Consider the following 19,293-nt stretch of genomic DNA (forward strand, 5'->3'; position numbering starts at 1 on the left):
AATTGATAGGGGAATACAAAATGAATTAATCAACATTAAACAACAAAATAGATTTGCGGGTGAAATTATTATATTTTTGACCGGATAATATTGTCTGTTCATGAATTTATTCAGAAAGAAAACAGTAGCTGAAATAATGAAACGTGCCGGTGAAGATGCCTCAGAGCATAGTTCATTAGCGAAGCATTTAGGCGTGCGTGACCTCACTGCATTGGGCATTGCCGCAATTATTGGTGCGGGAATTTTTTCGACTATAGGTAATGCAAGCGCACAAGGTGGCCCCGGTGTAATTTTATTATTTCTATTTACAGCCATTGCCTGTGGTTTCACAGCTTTTGCTTATGCAGAGTTTGCATCATTAGTTCCGGTTAGTGGAAGCGCATATACTTACAGCTATGTTGCCTTCGGTGAATTTATTGCATGGATTATCGGTTGGGCATTAATAATGGAGTATGGCATTGGAAATATTACCGTTGCCATTTCATGGAGCGATTATTTAACAGGACTACTCGATAGTATGGGCATTCATCTGCCTTTATGGATGACAATGGATTACCTGACAGCCGCAAAAGGATTCAGCAAAGCAGGTGCGCTGATGCTTAGTGGAAGAACACTTGAAAGTCTTGATGCCGGTGTGCGCGATGCCTATTTAGCATGGCAGGGCGCACCAACAATTGGTCCACTTCATATTGTTGCTGATTTACCTGCTCTTTTAATTATTCTCATCATTACATGGATTGTTTACAGAGGTATAAAAGAATCAAAAAATGCAGGTAATGCCATGGTAATCGTAAAACTTTCTGTTGTGCTATTGGTAATTGCCGTAGGGTTATTTTATATTAATACAGATAACTGGCATCCGTTTTTACCCAACGGTATTCCGGGAGTTTTAAAAGGTGTGTCGGCAGTATTTTTTGCTTACATCGGCTTTGATGCAATTAGTACAACGGCAGAAGAATGTAAAAACCCACAACGTGATTTACCTCGCGGAATGATGTGGGCAATAATAATATGCACAGTATTATATATTGCAATAGCCTTAGTTCTTACAGGAATGGTAAACTACAGCACATTGGCCGTAGGGGATCCTTTGGCATATGTTTTCAGTGCATTGAATTTAAAATGGATGTCGGCAATTATTGCCGTCAGCGCTATTGTTGCTATGGCAAGTGTTTTATTGGTTTTTCAATTGGGTCAGCCACGCATCTGGATGAGCATGAGCAGAGATGGTTTGTTGCCGAAAAAATTTGCTACCATTCACCCCAAATATAAAACCCCTTCATTTGCTTCTATTGTAACAGGATTTGTAGTAGCCATACCTGCACTTTTTATGAACCTTACCATGGTGACAGACCTTTGCAGCATTGGAACGTTGTTTGCTTTTGTACTGGTTTGTGCCGGAGTATTAAAAATGCAAATAACCCCTAATGCGCCTCGCGGTAGTTTTAAAACACCTTATGTAAATGCGAAATTTATTTTCCCTGTAATGCTAATTATTGCTATGATACTCTCATTGACATATAATAAAGAAGGCGTTACAAATTTTTTAAAGAACACACCACAACCCTACGCTACTGAAAATCTGATTTCATCATTAGGAGCAGAAAGAATCAAAGATTTGATGTCCACTGTTTCTTTAAAAGATGCTGATGCTTTTGCTGCATCTGACAATGATCTGGCCACCTATCTTTCGCAACTAAAGGAAGATACCTATCTTCAAAAACTAACGGAATACGGATTGTCGCATAAAGAAATTTACGAATCGGGGCTAGGGCTTTTCAAACATAAAATACCTACATGGATATTTATTATTTCATGTCTGTATCTTTGTGTCTTAACATGGAAATACAATCTTTCGCTTATTCCACTTTTAGGGTTGGTGTGTTGCCTTTATATGATGAGTGAAATGGGGATATCAAACTGGATTGGATTTTCGATATGGCTGGCTGTAGGACTAATTATTTATTTTGGTTACAGCTACAGGAACAGTAAGTTAAATTTTTTAAAAAAATAAATATTATGCCTTCAATTTTTATTACCGGTGCAACAGCGGGATTCGGTCGAGCCATAGCATTAAAATTTGCACAACACCATTGGAGCATCATTATTAACGGAAGAAGAACTGACAGACTACGCACTTTAGAAGAAGAAATAAAAAATCTTGGAGCAGATGTTATCAGTCTTCCTTTTGATGTACGCAACGAACAACAAGTTAATGAAGCTATTGAAAATCTTCCAAACAAGTGGAAACACATTGAAGCATTGGTTAATAATGCAGGTCTTGCAGCCGGAGTAAATTTGATTCAGGATGGCAAAACTGACGACTGGAACACAATGATAGATACCAATGTAAAAGGATTGCTTTATGTAACTAAGAATATCATTCCGTTGATGATAAAACAAAAAAGTGGACACATTATCAACATAGGATCTATTGCCGGAAAAGATGCTTACATGAAAGGAAATGTTTATTGTGCCACCAAGTATGCTGTTGATGCTTTGACAAAAAGTATGCGAATTGATTTGCTGGAGCATGGAATAAAAGTCAGTGCAGTAAATCCGGGTGCCGCTGAAACGGAATTTTCTTTGGTTAGATTGAAGGGTGATGCTGAAAAAGCTAGTGCGGTTTATAAAGGTTTTCAACCATTAGTTGCGGACGACATTGCAGAAATTGTATATTTTGTTGCAACGCGTCCTGCACATGTTTGCATAAATGATGTTGTTGTCACACCAACTGCACAGGCAAACACAGCTCATTTACTGCGTAAAGCCGACTAATCAATAACGAGTATCTGCTACTTTTAAAAAAACTTCTGAGATATAATTGCGCCAATGATTATCAGAATATGTTAGACCCATTTCACGAAGTCTTGACTTTTCAGGGAGCTTAAATTGCGGAAGCCATCGTTCCTGAGGCGGTGCAAAACCTAATTTATCTTTACGATTAAGAATAACATCCGGAATAATTCCTTTCATGGCATTACGATAAACATACTTAGTAGTTGCATTTCTGTAAATCTGATTGGCAGGTAATGAAAAAACAAAGTCAACCAGTTTATGATACAAAAATGGCAGCCTGGCTTCAACACCATGAGCCATAGAATTACTGTCAGAAAAGTTTAATAACTGTTGCAGATTCTGCACCATGTCATTAAAAAGTGCTGCTTTAAAAGATTGATAACCGAGTGTATTATCCTCAAATGGTCTTACCGTTTTTGTAAGAAACATTTTTGTGAGTTGCCATGGTCCAATGGGAAGTGAATTTTGATATCTATCATTATATGCCCGCCTCTCATTCATATATTCCATTACTCTGAAACGAAGCAACAAGTCGTTTAAATAATGAAAACGGTAATGCCCATATCCTGCCAGCATTTCATCAGCACCTTGACCATCAAGAATAACTTTAATATGATGATTTTTTACCTCCTTGTAAAGTAGATATTGCGCTGCTACCGATGTTGAGCCAATTGGAATCTCGTTATGATAGACAATTTTTTCAATTTCTTCTAGAATTTCTTTAGGCTCAATCGGCTTATTTACTTGAGGAAAATGGAGTGAATCTGTAATATACTTCATCCATTTACCTTCATCTTTTACATCATCGTCAAATCGAGCTGAGAATAATTTATAATTAACTTTTTCTCTAAGTTGATGCATTACACACACTATTCCCGAGGAATCAAGCCCTCCGGAAAACGATGTTGCCACAGGGACATCACTTCGTAACCGCCTGCTTATGGATAAAAAAAACAATCTTCTGAACTCTTCAGCACATTCATGATCGTCCATGGCTACAATGTTCCTGTATTGCAATCTGTAATACTCACGGATATCAATATTGCCATTCTGCACAAAAGCATAATGACCATGTGGCAGTTTTTTTATTCCATCAAAAAAAGTTTCAGTATTATAAATTGAAACATTATTCTCAAGGAAATTTTCCATCTTCTCTTTAGAAACTTTCTTTGGAACCTTGGCTTTGAACAATGCTTTTATTTCTGATGCAAAAACCAACCGCTCACTATCCATATAGTAGCGCAAAGGCTTTTCACCAAAACGGTCTCGTGCTAAAAAAAGCTGTTGCAACTTATTGTCCCATATTGCAAAGGCAAACATACCATCAAAATCTTCGAGACATTTCTCACGCTTATTGTCAAATGCTGCAAGTATCACTTCCGTGTCGGAGTGCGATACAAACTGATACCCTTTCTTTTCAAGGTCAGCCTTCAGTTCGATATAATTATAAATTTCGCCATTGTAAACAATTGTATAGCGTCCCAGATAATGCATTGGCTGCCTTGCTTCTTCAGAAAGGTCAATGATAGCCAATCGCCTGTGCGCAAAACCAAGATTCTTTTGTTCATTTATCCAAATACCTTCACCATCAGTCCCTCTGTAGGAAATGGTGTCTGACATTTGTTTTAATACTGATAAATCAACGGGTTTATGCTGAAAATTGAAAATGCCGGCTATACCGCACATATATTTGTTCTGATCAATAAATTTGAAAGCGCAAAATTAGATTTTCCACCTTACCAAATTGCGTGCCGATGAAATTAAATATGATGATAGGGATGATTGTTCAGGATAGTAAATGCTCTGTAAATCTGCTCGGCAAAAATCAATCTTGCATGCGTATGGGTGAATGTCATTTTTGACAGGGCGAACAGCTCGTTAGATCGTGTATAAACTTTTTCAGAAAAACCATAAGCTCCACCTGCAATATAAACCAACTGCCTGAAATTTTTAAGCCTGAGCTGCTCAATTTTTGCAGCAAACTGAACCGAAGTGTATTCTTTGCCTTTCTCGTCCAGAAGAATTACATAGTCATTTGGAGCTAACTCTTTAAAAATATAATCAGCCTCAACATCCATTGCCGCTGTAAGGTTTTTGTTGTTTTTAGCCTCTTTGAGGTACTTTATTTCAAAACCGTTAAACCTTTCCACCCTACCAGCATAATCTACAATAGCAGCTTCGGCAAAACTGTCTTTATTCTTTCCAATCATCAGCAATTTAATATGCATAATATACGTTATTCAACAATGTTATATTACAAAAATCTGAAATTTAGTTTTGAAAGTAAATTTTTATGCCCTAATATTGTTTCGGATTTACTTTTAAGTGTTTAATTAGTACTGTAAGATATATGCCAAAATGCATTCATAAGTTTTTCATTCCCATGCGCGCTTGGCTTGATTTTTGTCAGTTCACAAACATAATTTATCAATGATGAAAAAAACCATCAAGCTTCTTCTTTCAGTCCTGCTGATAGTTACCGTTGTAAAGGCGGCTGATGTTTTCGATGATATTGGCACAGCCATTCGTTCGGGCGATGCCAAGCAGATTGCACGTTTTTTTAACAACAATGTTGATCTGACAATATTTAATCAGGAAGAAGTTTACAGTAAAGCCCAGGCAGAAATGGTGCTTAAAGATTTCTTCAGCAAAAACGCACCAAAAAGTTTTACTATCATCCATAAGGGTGTTTCCAAAGAAGGTGCACGCTATGCAATTGGAACGTTCACTACAACACAAGGTCAGAATATCAGAACCTATTTCTTTGTAAAAGAAAGTGGTGGCACTGCTTCAATTCAGGAGTTACGCTTCGAAAAAGAATAAAAATACCTTCCCCACAGTTTTTTAAAGGCGTATTCATACTTACATACGACTGATTCATTCTTAGTACTTCAAAAAAATTGATTCTTACATGATTCTTTGAATCAAAAAGCTGAATTTTGCGGCAGAAACAATTTTCATGGATTTAGATCAGTATATATTATTATCGCTTCAGGAAGATGTAGGTCCTGGCGATTTCAGTTCTCTGAGCTGCATTCCTGCACATGCAAGCAGCAAGGCCAAACTGATTATTAAAGATAAAGGAATACTTGCAGGTGTTGAACTTGCAGAACGCATATTTAAAACTGTTGATTCCTCACTTCAAATCAATATTCAAATAAAAGATGGGCAGCATGTTGATAAAGGAGAGATAGGATTTACTATAGAAGGAAGTGTTCTTTCTATTCTGAAGTCTGAACGATTAGTACTCAACTGTATGCAGCGCATGAGCGGCATTGCCACCACTACTCACTTATATGCCGAACAAGTGAAACATACAAAAGCAAAGATATTAGATACCAGAAAAACAACACCTCTGAATCGTTATATCGAAAAATGGGCTGTACGCATTGGCGGTGGGCACAATCATCGTTTTGGACTGAGTGACATGATTATGATTAAAGACAATCATGTGGATTATGCAGGAGGAATAAAACAGGCAATTGATGCGGCAAATGTTTTCAGGAAAAACAGAAACCTGAATATTGCCATTGAAATAGAAACACGTAATTTAAACGAAGTCAGTCAGGTGTTGAGCACCGGTGGTGTAGAAAGAATTATGCTCGACAATTTTCAACCAACTTTACTAAAAGAAGCTGTTGCTTTGATAGGTGGTCGTTTTGAAACAGAAGCTTCCGGTGGCATTATACTACAAAACATAAAAGAATATGCCGAAACAGGAGTTGATTATATTTCTGTAGGTGCATTAACACATTCTTTTAAAAGCATGGACATGAGTTTAAAAGCAACCCGATGAAACGCAGGTTGCTCGAATACTTATCTCTCATTATAAATTATACACGTAGAATTACACTGCCCGGCTTTCAGAAAATTCCAATTTATGATGTGGGCGAATTTTTTCTTCGTGAGTTGTTTAAAGGCGATTTACAAATTAGAGCAAGAGCAATTGCGTTTTCATTTTTTTTAGCCATTTTCCCGGCCATCATTTTTCTTTTTACCTTAATTCCTTATGTTCCAATAGATGGTTTTCAAGAAAGACTATTAAGTATTTTACAATCGCTGTTGCCTTACAACACTTACGACACAGCATACAAGACAATAGAAGAAATTATTGTAAGGCAAAACGGAGGACTGCTATCATTTGGTTTTATTCTGGCATTGCTTGTTTCTACCAATGGTGTATTTGCACTGATAGAAGGTTTCAACAAAACCATTATGTATGAAAAACGTAAAGGCTGGAAACAAAGATTAATTGCACTCTATCTAACCATTCTTTTAGCAACTTTATTGATTATTGCAATTTTACTCATTATCATAACTGAGGTTATGCTGCATTATATTAATAATCACATTCTCAACCTGAATCAAAGTTCAGTATATCTCTTGCTTGCCGGTAAATATCTAATCCTTATTTTACTCTGCTTCACTGCCATATCATCACTTTATTTTTTTGGTCCTTCCGGAGGAAGTAAAAAATGGCATTTCTTTTCTCCCGGCAGTATTCTTGCAACAATCCTTATTGCTGTTACCTCCATTGCATTCAACTTTTTTATTCTGAATTTTGGACAATACAATAAAATTTACGGTTCTATCGGAACATTGATAGTTATATTAATTTACCTGAATTTTAACTGCATTCAATTACTAATAGGATTTGAACTGAACAATGCCATTGAAAAAGCAAAATTCAAACCTAACACAGAAGAAAAATAAATTTTAAACGACTTCCTTTCTTTCGGGTTGACTGATAGTAAAGTTTAATGGTTTTTTTACTTTTTCCTGAAGCAATGCAAGGTCAATTACCTCACCCATTTTACTTACGTAATGAAATTTCAGCCCTTTAAGATATTCGCTCTTGATGTCTTTAATATCTTTCTCATTGTCTTCACAAAGAATTATGTCTGTTATTCCTGCGCGTTTTGCAGCGAGAATTTTCTCTTTAATACCACCAACAGGCAACACTTTTCCGCGCAAAGTAATTTCACCAGTCATGGCTAATTTCAATTTTACTTTACGTTGTGTAAACGCTGATGCAAGGGAAGTGAGCATGGTAACACCGGCAGAAGGTCCATCTTTTGGTGTAGCTCCTTCAGGAACGTGAATATGAATGTCCCATCTATCGAACACACGATAATCAATTCCAAAATCTGCTGCATGTGCCTTTAAATATGCTAAGGCAATCTGTGCAGATTCTTTCATTACCTCACCTAAGTTTCCGGTAAGCAACAAACGTCCTTTACCCCTGCTCAAACTCGTTTCAATAAATAAAATATCGCCACCGACTGATGTCCATGCAAGTCCGGTCACAACACCTGCAACACTATTGTCGGCAAATCTGTCGCGCAAAAATATTGGTGCTCCTAATGCTTTTTCCACTGCATCTTTATCAACCTTCTTATCATATTTTTCATTCAGTGCCACGCGCTTTGCAATGCTTCTGATTACTGATGCCAGGTTACGTTCAAGACTACGAACACCACTTTCGCTGGTATAAAATTCAATAATATATTCAATTACACTGTTATTGAAAGTAGCATGGTGTTTCTTTAGTCCATGTGCATCCAACTGTTTTGGGATAAGATGTTTTACTGCAATCTGAATTTTTTCTTCAACCGTGTAGCCATTAATTTCTATGATTTCCATCCTGTCACGCAGTGCAGGCTGTATTGAACTCAAGCTGTTTGCCGTAGCAATAAACAGAACGTTTGACAAATCATAATCGAGCTCAATGTAATTATCATAAAAGGCATTATTCTGTTCAGGGTCCAACACTTCAAGTAGTGCTGAACTTGGATCACCATGAAAATCGTTGGTGAGTTTATCAATTTCATCAAGCACAAAGACAGGGTTTGATGATTTTGCCTTTTTTATATTCTGAATAATTCTGCCGGGCATGGCACCAATATAGGTCTTGCGATGTCCTCTGATTTCTGCTTCATCACGTAGTCCGCCTAAAGAAACACGAACATATTTTCTTCCTAATGCTTTTGCTACTGACTTACCAAGAGAGGTTTTACCAACTCCCGGAGGACCATAAAGGCACATTATCGGTGACTTCATGTCTTTCTTTAGTTTTAAAACTGCCAGATACTCAAGTATGCGTGTTTTTACTTTCTCTAATCCGTAATGATCTTTGTCCAGAACTTTCTGTGCATGTTTCAGGTTGAAATTATCTTCAGTGAATTCGCCCCAGGGCAATTCGAGTAATAAATCCAGATAATTTAAAGTTACACTGTATTCTGCTGCCGCAGGATTTATACGTCCTAATCTTTCAATTTCTTTATTGAAAGTTTCTGCTACATGCTTATTCCATTTCTTTGACTTGGCTCGTGTCTTTAACTGCTGCAATTCCTGATCAGGTGTGCTGCCACCCAATTCTTCCTGAATAGTTTTTAATTGCTGATTTAAAAAATATTCACGTTGTTGTTTATCTAAATCTACTTTTACTTTATTCTGTATCTGCGATTTCAACTCAAGCATCTGCAACTCCTGTGTGAGGTACTCAAGCACTTTTAAAGCACGTTGTTTTATATCAGTCATTTCAAGCAGGTCTTGCTTTTTGGAAACTTCCATCTGCATATTACTTGAAATAAAATTTATCAGAAAGGCAGGGCTTTCAATGTTGCGAACTGCAAATCCGGCCTCACTTGGAATTTGTGGCGAGTGTTGAATAATCTGCAACGAAATATCTTTTAAAGAATCTACTGTTGCTTTAAATTCTTTCTCCTTAAGTGCGGCAACAATATCGTTTAGCGGTTCAACTTTAGCTTTCAGATAGGGCTCACTCTGTGTCATTTCAAGTAGTGAAAACCTGCGTTTGCCCTGAATGATTATGGTCGTATTTCCATCCGGTAGTCTCAACATTTTTATAACGCTGGCAACGGTACCGATTTTATTCAGATCATTAAACCCGGGATCTTCAATATTGGTGTCCTTTTGTGAAACAACACCAATTATTTTATTGCTCTTGTAGGCATCCTTTATCAGTTTAATTGATTTGTCGCGACCTACAGTAATCGGAATCACTACACCCGGAAAAAGTACAGTATTGCGTAGTGGCAGAATTGACAATTCGTCAGGTATGCTTTCTTTATTAAGTTGCTCTTCATCTTCTGATGAAAGTAATGGTATTAACTCAGGTTCATCGTCATTTATACCGCCAATGAGTGTGTGTTTAATATCTTCGGGATTGAACATAGTTGCGTCAAGTTGTCAGCCAACAGGCTGCTATTAGTTTAAAATATAATATTGTCAATGCTTATGCCATTAATTTTTTGGCAGTATGAGTTCAAGCATGTTGACATGGTTAATAATGTCTTGTTCTTTTTTATCAAAAAACAAATCTCTTCGTTTATAAACTTCTGCAGCAAGTTCAAGTGCTTTATCAAGCTGAAAGAAGCTTTCATCATCAAATCCTCCCCAGGCAAAAGAGGGTATAAATTTAGGAGGGAAACCACTACCAAAAATATTAGCGCAAATTCCTGTCACAGTGCCCGTATTAAACATGGTATTGATAGCAGCCTTACTATGATCGCCCATCATAAGTCCGCAAAACTGCAAACCTGTATTGATATAATCTTTTTTATGGTAGTTATATGCTTTTACTAAACCATAATTATTTTTCAGGTTAGAGTTATTGGTATCGGCACCAAGGTTGCACCACTCTGCAATTACGGCATTACCAAGAAAGCCATCATGTGCCTTATTGGAATAACCAAAAATTACTGAATTGTTTACTTCGCCACCAACTTTACAATGGGGGCCAATGGTTGTAGCGCCATAAATTTTCGCACCCATTTTTAATGAAGCATGCTCGCCAAGTGCAAAAGGTCCTCTAATCATGCAACCTTCCATTATTTCAGAATCACGACCAATATAAACAGGGCCTGCTGAAGCATTTATAATGCTGCACATCACCTTGGCTCCATCTTCTATAAAAACCTGTTGTTCATTAATTATAGTATTTGAAGAATCATAGTCAGCACTTTTTCTTCCTTCTGTAATTAATTGAAAGTCGCTGTTGATTGCCTTATCATTGAAACGAAAAATATCCCATGGATATTTAATTACGTTAACTTCAAGACCTGTTTCAAATGCCTCACTATAACTGACATCTTCCAATGATTCGAATTGTTGTTGTTCGGTACAAACAGCAATTACAGTATTACCTTTCACTAATGCCTGACCTGTTTTCAATGTTTTTACTTCATTGAAAAGTGCTTTATCAATGAGTACAGATGCATTTGCAATCAGGTTAACTTTTTCTTTCGTTAAAGAATATTTTGTGGAGAGATATTTTTCTGTCAGCCATGAACATGGTGTGCCGCTAAGGTGATGCCATTTTTCGGTAATGGTTAAAATTCCGCAACGAATCTCTGCCACGGGTCTTATAAATGTAAATGGGAGCAAATCAACACGATTGCTATCAGCAAGTATAATGTTCATTGAGAATTAATGGGTTAAAAATTATTTATTACAATAGTCTGAAACTGTAATGCATTTCTGCGAATGTAGCTAAAATATCAGTTCATCAGATTAAGTAATTATTAAAAAACAAATGCCGCCTGTCAACAAGCGGCATTTAATAGTTTTATCGGAAGAAATTTACTTTACAGGTTGCTGCATACCATCAAGTACGTTCATAACCTCTTTTACAGCTTTTGCACTGCCATCGAGCAATTGCTTTTCTTCTGTATTGAGTTTTAGTTCAATAATCTGTTCAATACCTTTTTTACCTAATTTAACCGGAACACCGAGATAAATATCTTTCTGTCCATATTCGCCCTGCAACCATGCGCAACATGGGAAAATACGTTTTTGATCTCTTACAATTGCTTCTACCATTTGAGCTGCAGCAGCACCGGGTGCATACCAGGCAGAGGTACCCATCAGGTTAACTAATTCGCCACCACCAACTTTAGTTCTGTGAATAATACTTTCTAATTTATCGGCAGCTATCATTTCTGTTACAGGAATACCTGAAACTGTTGTGTAGCGTGGCAATGGAACCATGGTATCACCGTGACCACCCATTAACACAGCATGAATATCTTTTGGAGAACAATTTAATGCCTCAGCTAAAAAAGCTCTATATCGTGCAGTATCCAAAATACCTGCCATACCAAAAACTCTCTTAGAGTCAAAACCTGATGTCAGGTATGCACAATAAGTCATTACATCTAATGGATTAGAAACAACGATGATGATGGTATTGGGTGAATGTTTAACAATATTTTCAGTCACAGAACGGACAATTCCTGCATTGGTAGCGATTAAATCATCACGACTCATACCCGGTTTGCGCGGAAGACCCGATGTAATTACCACTACATCAGAACCTGCTGTAGCAGCATAATCGTTAGTTGAACCTTTTATTCTTGTATCATAAAGATTAATTGGAGCTGTTTGCCACATATCCAATGATTTTCCTTCAGCAGTACCTTCTTTAATATCGAGCAATACAACTTCGTTAACCAATTCGCGGTGAGCAATCACATTTGCACAGGTAGCTCCTACATTTCCTGCACCTACAACAGTAACTTTCATTTTTTTACTTATTTAAAATTTTTCAGAGGGCGAAATTATCTAAAATAATATTTCCGAGTGGCATTTGTTAAAAAATTTAATGTTACATTTTTTTGGTGAATGTGTTTGATTATTAAGTGAAATTGTATATTTGTCGTGTGAAAACCTTTTCCAAATTAATTAATACAGTATTCATCTTAGCGGTTACCGTTTTTGCTTCTAAGGCACAAGCTCCTACAAATCAGGATTGTCCGAATGCAATTCCAATCTGTAACACCACCTACTCCACTGTGATTTCATACAGCGGAACAGGAAATATTCCTAATGAAATTAATAGTGGCAGTTCCTGTCTGTTAAGTGGCGAACGAAATGATGTTTGGTACACATTTACGACACCATTTTTCGGAAATCTTAACTTTACAATTACACCGAACAATCCTGCTGACGATTATGATTGGGCAGTTTACAATCTTACTACAGCCACTTGTGCCGATATCTTTACAAATCCTTCTATAGAAGTCAGTTGCAATTATGCACCTAACCTAGGTTGCAATGGAACTACAGGTCCTAATAATCAGACTGCCGGTCCATGTGGCGGACAAAATAATCCAATGATACCCGTTACACCGGGTCAGACTTATGTGATTAATGTAAGTAATTTTTCGTCCACACAATCGGGCTATACAATTGATTTTACTGCTTCTACAGGAAGTATTTTTGATGTCTTTCCACCTTTTTTATTAACCACCTCTTCCTTAACATGTGGTAGCAGTTCATTGACTTTGACATTTAACGAAAACGTAACCTGCAATTCTGTGCAAGCAACAGATTTTGTTTTGACAGGCCCTGGTGGACCTTATATGATTACAGCAGTAAACTCTGCAGGATGTGCAAGTGGAGCTGATTACAGTAAAGTTTATACTGTTACTTTCTCACCTGCTATATCAATTGCCGGAATTTACAACTTTGCCATCGTAAATCCGGTTCAGGACTTGTGTGGCAACCTAATTTCTGTTCCAACCAATAAATCAATAAATATTAATGGCGCAACAGTTTCTGCCGCACATACTGATGTTTCTTGTTTTGGCGATAATGACGGAAGTATTACACTGACTCCCGGTGGTATTGGACCTTTTACTTATCAATGGTCACCTAATGTGAGCAGCAGCAATACTGCAACAAATATTACGGCAGGAACTTATACTGTAACAATATCACCATCTAATGGTGCATGTAGCGCATTGGCCACAGTAACGGTAACAGAACCACCTGATATGGTTTTACAAAATCAAAATATTGTCTCTGCTGTCTGTGGAGCTTCCAATGGTTCTATTGCAACAACAATTTCCGGTGGAACAGCACCTTATCAATATCAATGGTCGCCATCAGGTGGCACAGGTGCTAGTGCTTCATCATTAGCACCGGGCAATTATACGCTTACGGTTATTGATAACAACAATTGTGATTTTACACAGACATTTAATGTCCCTGACAATAATAGCATTAATGCATCAGTAAACACGATTCAAAATGTAAGTTGCAAGAACGGCACTGATGGTGAAATAACATTGTCTGTTACAGGTGTTTCTGCAAGTGCTACTTACCAATGGTCGAATGGAGCAACAACAAAAGATTTGCTGAATATACCTGCAGGCAGCTATACCGTAACTGTAACAGATGGTAATTGTCAGACTACACTTTCCAACCTCACCATTATAGAACCTCTTACTTCGGTAATGTCGAACCCGTTGGCTACTGCCACTACATGTGGACTAAATAATGGAGCAATCACTGTAAATGCTTCTGGCGGAACCGGGGCTCTCAGTTATCAATGGACTCCTTCAGGCGCAGGTGCTTCAACACAAAATTTAGCTTCAGGAACTTATACAATTACTATTACTGATGTCAATGGATGTACAGCAAAAAGAACGGTTGCTATAGCAACTTCAACATCACCTGTTGCTACAGTAAATTACATCAAGCAAATGGTTTCATGCTACAATGGCAGCAATGGTAGTGCAAGTATTTCTGTTAATAGTGGAACTGCTCCATATTCTTATCTGTGGTCTTCAGGATTGGGTACTGTTAATTCCATCAATACACTTTCGGCAGGAAATTATAATGTAACAGTAACGGATCAGGCAGGCTGTACAACTATTGCAGTAGTTACTATTTTGAATGCGCCACAGTTAACATTAACTGCCGGCACCGTTCAGCATGTTAAATGTTTTGGACAAAGCACAGGCAGTGCAACTTTTAATGGTTCGGGAGGTACTGGAGCACTCACCTACCTTTGGTCACCGGCAGGAGGCAACAGCAATTCGGCCAGCAACTTATATGCAGGCACCTATACTGTTTTATTGACTGATGCCAATGGATGTACTAAGAATAGCTCAGTTACCATCAATCAACCGGCTGCTGCACTAAATAGTAGTATTACACCAACTGCAACAAACTGTGGCCTTAATAATGGAGCATTGGTTACCTCTGCTACCGGAGGCACTGCACCATATACCTACCTGTGGTCAAACGGATCTGTAAATGCAAATATTACAAATCTCACATCAGGAACTTATACGCTTACAGTTACAGATGCAAACCTGTGTGTAAAAACCAAAACCGTATCAGTTGCTGCTTCAACAGCTCCTGTTATCAGTGTAGCTAACTTACAAAACTTAAACTGCGCAAATGCCAACAACGGTAGCATAACCATAAACGTTACAAGTGGAATTCAACCATACAGCTATCAATGGACGAATAATGTTTCAAACAGTAATAGTGCCTCCAATCTGGCTGCAGGAAATTATATTGTTACCGTTACTGACAACGCTGGTTGTGTAGTTACTTCTTCAAACAATATTACTTCACCTACTGCAATAACGATTCAAACTGTAAGTCAGCAAAACGTGAAGTGTTTTGGCAACAATACTGGCAATATTAACATTGCTGCAAGTGGTGGAACAGGCACACTTTCATATTTATGGTCGAATGGTAATACTACTTCATCTGTAACATCTTTAACAATGGGTAATTATTCAGTCACAGTAACAGATCAGAATAATTGTACAAAACAACAATCTTTTACAATCACGCAACCGGCTTCTGCTTTATCTTCTTCAACAACACCCGTCAGTACTTCATGCGGACTTAACAACGGTGCTGCACTTGTTGTTCCTGCCGGTGGCACAACTCCTTATAAATTTCTCTGGTCAAACGGATCGAATTCGGCACAAATCAACAACCTTGCTTCCGGAAATTATACGGTTATTGTTTCTGATTTTTACAATTGCAGTCTGACACAATCTGCCATCATACTTCCATCTACGGCAGTGACCATTCAAAGTACGCAACAGGCCAATGTTGATTGTAATGGAGGCAGCAATGGCACAGCTTCGATTACAGCAGCCGGTGGTGTAGCACCATATAATTATTTATGGACAGGTGGTCAGACATCAGCTTCTGTTCAAAATTTAGCAGCAGGAAATTATCAGGTAACTGTTACTGACAATGTTGGCTGCACAGCATTAAATTCATTTACCATTACACAACCCTCTGCACTTACTGTTGCTTTGCCGGCAGCACAAACCGTGTGCGAAATGCAAGCTTCAACAGTTGCTGCATTACCATCAGGTGGAACTTCTCCTTATTACTTTCTATGGAGTAATGGCCAGACTAATGACACGCTATTTGCAACACCTTCTGCCAATACTATTTTTACTTTAACTGTTACCGATAATAATGGCTGTACCTCTGTTGCATCTGCAACGATTAATGTTTTTCCACAGTTAACTTTAAATACATTTAGCCCCTACTCTGTTTGTCAAAACACATTGTTAAGTTTTACTGCAAATGTTTCAGGCGGTAACGGACAGTATCAATACAACTGGAACAATGGTGCATCAACACAACAAACTTTTACACAAACCTATGCTTCATCAACATCGGTAAACCTTACTGCTACTGATGGATGTAATTATTCAACTTCTGCAATTATTCCTGTCAATGTAGTTCCAACCCCGGTGGTTACTTTTACTGCCGAGAATACTACAGGATGTATTCCACTTACGGTTAATGTAACCGACAATTCGCAATCAATAGCAGGCTCGGTTTATAACTGGAATACTTCAAATGGAACACTTTTGCAGCAAGGTAATAACTTTCAAATAACTTATACAACTTCAGGCGTATATTATCCTGTACTTACAATTAGTACACCGGCACCTGAAAATTGTACTGCCACCTTTACCTACACTGACGGCATTAATGCACTCGATCGTCCTATTGCAGATTTTTCTTTTGCACCTGAAGAACCAACAATGCTAAATCCTGAGATTGATTTTAAAAATCAATCTCAATTTGCAACAATATATAACTGGAGTTTTGGTGATGGAGTAATTTCATCAGAAACAAATCCAACAAACCGATATACAACTATTGGAACTTATGAAGTAACTTTAATTTCTTCGAACACTTACTGTGAAGATACTATTACAAAAACAATTGAAGTAACAGACCAGTTTTCTTATTACGTTCCCAATTCATTCAGCCCGAATGCTGATGGCAGAAATGATGTTTTTGCTTCGCAAGGAACCAATATTGTTTCTGAGCGCATGGCTATTTACAACCGCTGGGGGATGAAAATATTTGAATCTTCTGCATTTCCATTTAATTGGAACGGTCGCATGCAAAATACAGGGGATGAATTACCAAGGGGGATTTATGTTTACACCATATCCATTACTGACAAGTTTGGCAAGGGTCATTCATACAATGGAACTGTCACATTGATAAAATAATCAGCCTCCGCTTAATAAACTTTTTACAAGCTCACTAATCATTTTATTATCTGCTTTACCTGCAAGTTGTTTTGAAGCGGCACCCATAACTTTTCCCATATCCGATGGTTGTGTTGCCCCCATTGAAGCGATGATTCCCTTCAACACTTCTTTTACTTCATCGGCACTCATCATTGCTGGTAAAAATTTTTCGATCACAGCAATCTCGTCTGCTTCATTTTTTGCAAGGTCTGCACGATTTTGTTGGGTGAAAATATCTAAAGATTCTTTACGTTGTTTAACCAACTTTTGCAATAATTTCATTTCATCGGCCTCTGACAATTCAACATTTGAGCCACTGGTTTTTGCTAATATAATAGCAGATTTAACAGCACGAAGGGCACGTAAAGCAGCCTCATTTTTAGCAAGCATTGCAGTTTTTAATTCTGCCATAATTTTTTGTTCAAGATTCATGATTGCAAATTTTGAACAAAGGTAGTGATTCAATAAAAGTCAGTAAATTATTTTGTGCAAAAAAGAAAATATCTTAAATACTAAAGTAGAAGTAATAGTCTAGCTTAAAAAATCAACCAACTATACTCAATAAAAAGTATTAATTTAAAAAACAACGTATAAAACTTTTCTTATGAAGTTAATATAATGAGAAACACAGAATTTTTAGCTACCCACCTTTCAAACATTCAAGGCATGACCTACTTAAGTCATTTGTACTTATTATAATTATCACATACTTTCAATGACTTTAATCATTACCCAATCTATAGCCAGATGCTTCCTTTGCACCGGAATTAAAATACTATTTATGCTTTCACTTTATAAAGTCAAAAATGCAGTAAATAGTGGTCTCATTGTCCTGTTTTTCACCTATACACTTACTACAAATTTACAAGCACAGGATACGCTAAAATCAGAAAATAATTTTGACATCCGAGGTCAACTGAGAACACGTTTTGAATTACGTGATGGTGCCTTTAGGCCACTTACAGAAAAAGAACAACCGGCAGCATTGGTAAGCGAAAGAATTCGCCTTACTTTTGACTACTCTTACAAAGATTTGCTTGAAGTAAAAATTTCTCCGCAGGCTGTTGGAATCTGGGGTCAGGCAAATATGGTGCAGGGTGCAGAATACAGCGGTAATCAGTTTGCCATATTTGAAGCCTGGTCAAAAATCAATCTATCACCAAGTGTAAATGTAAAAATCGGTAGGCAAATTATTTCTTTGGATGATGAGCGTTTTTTTGGCGAATTAGATTGGGCACAAGGAGGTCGTGCGCATGATGCTCTGGCAATTAACTTCCTTAAAAAATCTTTTGAGTTACGTGGATATGCAGCCTTCAATCAGAATTACAAAGTATTGTATGCAAACAACCTGAATAACTCCTCTGGGAATTTGTATTCAACAACCGATGGATTTCCCTACAAGTGGATGCAAACAATATGGGCCAATATTCCTGTTGGAAAATATTATAGATTCACACTGCTTGCAAACAATCTTGGATTTCAACAAGCTACCAGCAGCACCATAGACACCAACACCCTCTACACACAAACATTCGGCTGGAACAACTATTTCAAGAAAAACAAGACTGATATACATGTTGCAGCTTATTATCAATACAGTGATAATTTACATGCAATAAATACAAATGCTTTTTTAATCACAGCGAATGCTGCATTTCAAATTTCCAACAAACTTAATCTGGGTCTAGGAAGTGATTATGTGAGTGGTAATGATGTTGGAAAAACAAACAAGATTAACCATGCATTTAATCCATACTTTCATACAGGGCATAAGTTTTATGGCAACATGGACTACTACTATGCAGGCAATCCACATAAAAACACAGGAATATCCGATAGCTATTTAAAAGTAAACTTTAAAACTACCGGCAAACTTGCGCTAAATGCAATATTGCATCAGTTTATTTCTACTAACAAAATCGGTGACAGCTATAATAAAAACTACAACAGCAATCTTGGTCAGGAGTTAGATTTATTATTCTCATTAAAAGTGAATACCTTTACAACCTTTACCGGTGGATACTCATTTTATTTAGCGACATCAACACTGAAGTATTTAAAAAATACTCCGGCAGCAAACGATTATCAGCAATGGTTATGGTTTTCGCTAAACGTAACACCACACTTTTTAAAAACAAATTTTTAAACAAAA

13 protein-coding genes are annotated in these 19,293 nt (G+C 37.3%); 7 read left to right on the plus strand and 6 right to left on the minus strand.

Going from position 1 to position 19,293, the window contains the following annotated elements; all coding sequences use genetic code 11:
- Positions 1 to 100: 100 nt before the first annotated feature.
- Entirely contained in the window at positions 101 to 2,014 is a 1,914-nt protein-coding gene (locus tag V9G42_13040; protein MEI2760348.1) for an amino acid permease, read from the plus strand.
- 5 nt (positions 2,015 to 2,019) lie between these two features.
- Positions 2,020 to 2,778 carry an SDR family NAD(P)-dependent oxidoreductase gene (locus V9G42_13045; GenBank protein MEI2760349.1) on the plus strand — a complete coding sequence of 253 codons (759 nt, stop codon included), beginning with the start codon at positions 2,020 to 2,022 and terminating at the stop codon, positions 2,776 to 2,778.
- Here V9G42_13045 and asnB read toward each other — a convergent pair whose 3' ends face one another.
- Complete coding sequence (asnB, locus tag V9G42_13050; GenBank protein MEI2760350.1) at positions 2,779 to 4,485, minus strand: asparagine synthase (glutamine-hydrolyzing); 1,707 nt, start codon at positions 4,483 to 4,485, stop codon at positions 2,779 to 2,781.
- A 74-nt stretch (positions 4,486 to 4,559) separates the two neighbouring features.
- A complete protein-coding gene (locus tag V9G42_13055; protein ID MEI2760351.1) occupies positions 4,560 to 5,027 on the minus strand; it encodes a 23S rRNA (pseudouridine(1915)-N(3))-methyltransferase RlmH in 468 nt (155 codons plus the stop codon).
- Positions 5,028 to 5,229: 202 nt separating this feature from the next.
- Between V9G42_13055 and V9G42_13060 the strand changes: the two genes are divergently transcribed.
- The 3 genes from V9G42_13060 (at position 5,230) to V9G42_13070 (ending at position 7,512) form a co-directional block, all read left to right on the plus strand.
- On the plus strand, positions 5,230 to 5,622 hold the full coding sequence (locus tag V9G42_13060) for a DUF4783 domain-containing protein (GenBank protein ID MEI2760352.1): 393 nt from the start codon (positions 5,230 to 5,232) through the stop codon (positions 5,620 to 5,622).
- Positions 5,623 to 5,758: 136 nt separating this feature from the next.
- On the plus strand, positions 5,759 to 6,595 hold the full coding sequence (gene nadC, locus V9G42_13065; GenBank protein MEI2760353.1) for a carboxylating nicotinate-nucleotide diphosphorylase: 837 nt from the start codon (positions 5,759 to 5,761) through the stop codon (positions 6,593 to 6,595).
- The gene (locus tag V9G42_13070) at positions 6,592 to 7,512 is read left to right on the plus strand and encodes a YihY/virulence factor BrkB family protein (GenBank protein MEI2760354.1); all 921 of its coding nucleotides are present in this window, start codon (positions 6,592 to 6,594) and stop codon (positions 7,510 to 7,512) included. Before nadC ends, V9G42_13070 begins: the two co-directional genes overlap by 4 nt.
- A 3-nt stretch (positions 7,513 to 7,515) precedes the next feature.
- Here V9G42_13070 and lon read toward each other — a convergent pair whose 3' ends face one another.
- The 3 genes from lon to mdh all read right to left on the minus strand — a co-directional run bounded on the left by lon (position 7,516) and on the right by mdh (position 12,345).
- Entirely contained in the window at positions 7,516 to 9,996 is a 2,481-nt protein-coding gene (gene lon, locus V9G42_13075) for an endopeptidase La (protein MEI2760355.1), read from the minus strand.
- A gap of 69 nt (positions 9,997 to 10,065) precedes the next feature.
- The gene (locus tag V9G42_13080; GenBank protein ID MEI2760356.1) at positions 10,066 to 11,244 is read right to left on the minus strand and encodes a GlmU family protein; all 1,179 of its coding nucleotides are present in this window, start codon (positions 11,242 to 11,244) and stop codon (positions 10,066 to 10,068) included.
- 159 nt (positions 11,245 to 11,403) lie between these two features.
- The gene (gene mdh, locus V9G42_13085; protein ID MEI2760357.1) at positions 11,404 to 12,345 is read right to left on the minus strand and encodes a malate dehydrogenase; all 942 of its coding nucleotides are present in this window, start codon (positions 12,343 to 12,345) and stop codon (positions 11,404 to 11,406) included.
- Positions 12,346 to 12,482: 137 nt separating this feature from the next.
- Here mdh and V9G42_13090 point away from each other — a divergent pair, with 137 nt between their 5' ends.
- Entirely contained in the window at positions 12,483 to 17,120 is a 4,638-nt protein-coding gene (locus V9G42_13090) for a gliding motility-associated C-terminal domain-containing protein (GenBank protein ID MEI2760358.1), read from the plus strand.
- On the opposite strand, the gene V9G42_13095 is transcribed toward V9G42_13090, so the two are convergent.
- Positions 17,121 to 17,573 carry a GatB/YqeY domain-containing protein gene (locus tag V9G42_13095; protein MEI2760359.1) on the minus strand — a complete coding sequence of 151 codons (453 nt, stop codon included), beginning with the start codon at positions 17,571 to 17,573 and terminating at the stop codon, positions 17,121 to 17,123.
- A gap of 349 nt (positions 17,574 to 17,922) precedes the next feature.
- Between V9G42_13095 and V9G42_13100 the strand changes: the two genes are divergently transcribed.
- Complete coding sequence (locus V9G42_13100; protein ID MEI2760360.1) at positions 17,923 to 19,287, plus strand: hypothetical protein; 1,365 nt, start codon at positions 17,923 to 17,925, stop codon at positions 19,285 to 19,287.
- The last annotated feature ends 6 nt before the right edge of the window (positions 19,288 to 19,293 follow it).

The sequence above is a fragment of the Bacteroidia bacterium genome (assembly GCA_037045145.1).
Classification (GTDB): Bacteria; Bacteroidota; Bacteroidia; order AKYH767-A; family OLB10; genus OLB10.

Bases quoted from the DNA above. Each gene is read 5' to 3' on its own strand.
- V9G42_13045 (MEI2760349.1), top strand. From the start codon at position 2,020: ATGCCTTCAATTTTTATTACCGGTGCAACAGCGGGATTCGGTCGAGCC.
- mdh (MEI2760357.1), bottom strand. From the start codon at position 12,345: ATGAAAGTTACTGTTGTAGGTGCAGGAAATGTAGGAGCTACCTGTGCA.
- V9G42_13100 (MEI2760360.1), top strand. From the start codon at position 17,923: ATGCTTTCACTTTATAAAGTCAAAAATGCAGTAAATAGTGGTCTCATT.
- asnB (MEI2760350.1), bottom strand. From the start codon at position 4,485: ATGTGCGGTATAGCCGGCATTTTCAATTTTCAGCATAAACCCGTTGAT.
- V9G42_13095 (MEI2760359.1), bottom strand. From the start codon at position 17,573: ATGAATCTTGAACAAAAAATTATGGCAGAATTAAAAACTGCAATGCTT.
- V9G42_13055 (MEI2760351.1), bottom strand. From the start codon at position 5,027: ATGCATATTAAATTGCTGATGATTGGAAAGAATAAAGACAGTTTTGCC.
- lon (MEI2760355.1), bottom strand. From the start codon at position 9,996: ATGTTCAATCCCGAAGATATTAAACACACACTCATTGGCGGTATAAAT.
- V9G42_13080 (MEI2760356.1), bottom strand. From the start codon at position 11,244: ATGAACATTATACTTGCTGATAGCAATCGTGTTGATTTGCTCCCATTT.
- V9G42_13040 (MEI2760348.1), top strand. From the start codon at position 101: ATGAATTTATTCAGAAAGAAAACAGTAGCTGAAATAATGAAACGTGCC.
- nadC (MEI2760353.1), top strand. From the start codon at position 5,759: ATGGATTTAGATCAGTATATATTATTATCGCTTCAGGAAGATGTAGGT.
- V9G42_13060 (MEI2760352.1), top strand. From the start codon at position 5,230: ATGATGAAAAAAACCATCAAGCTTCTTCTTTCAGTCCTGCTGATAGTT.
- V9G42_13070 (MEI2760354.1), top strand. From the start codon at position 6,592: ATGAAACGCAGGTTGCTCGAATACTTATCTCTCATTATAAATTATACA.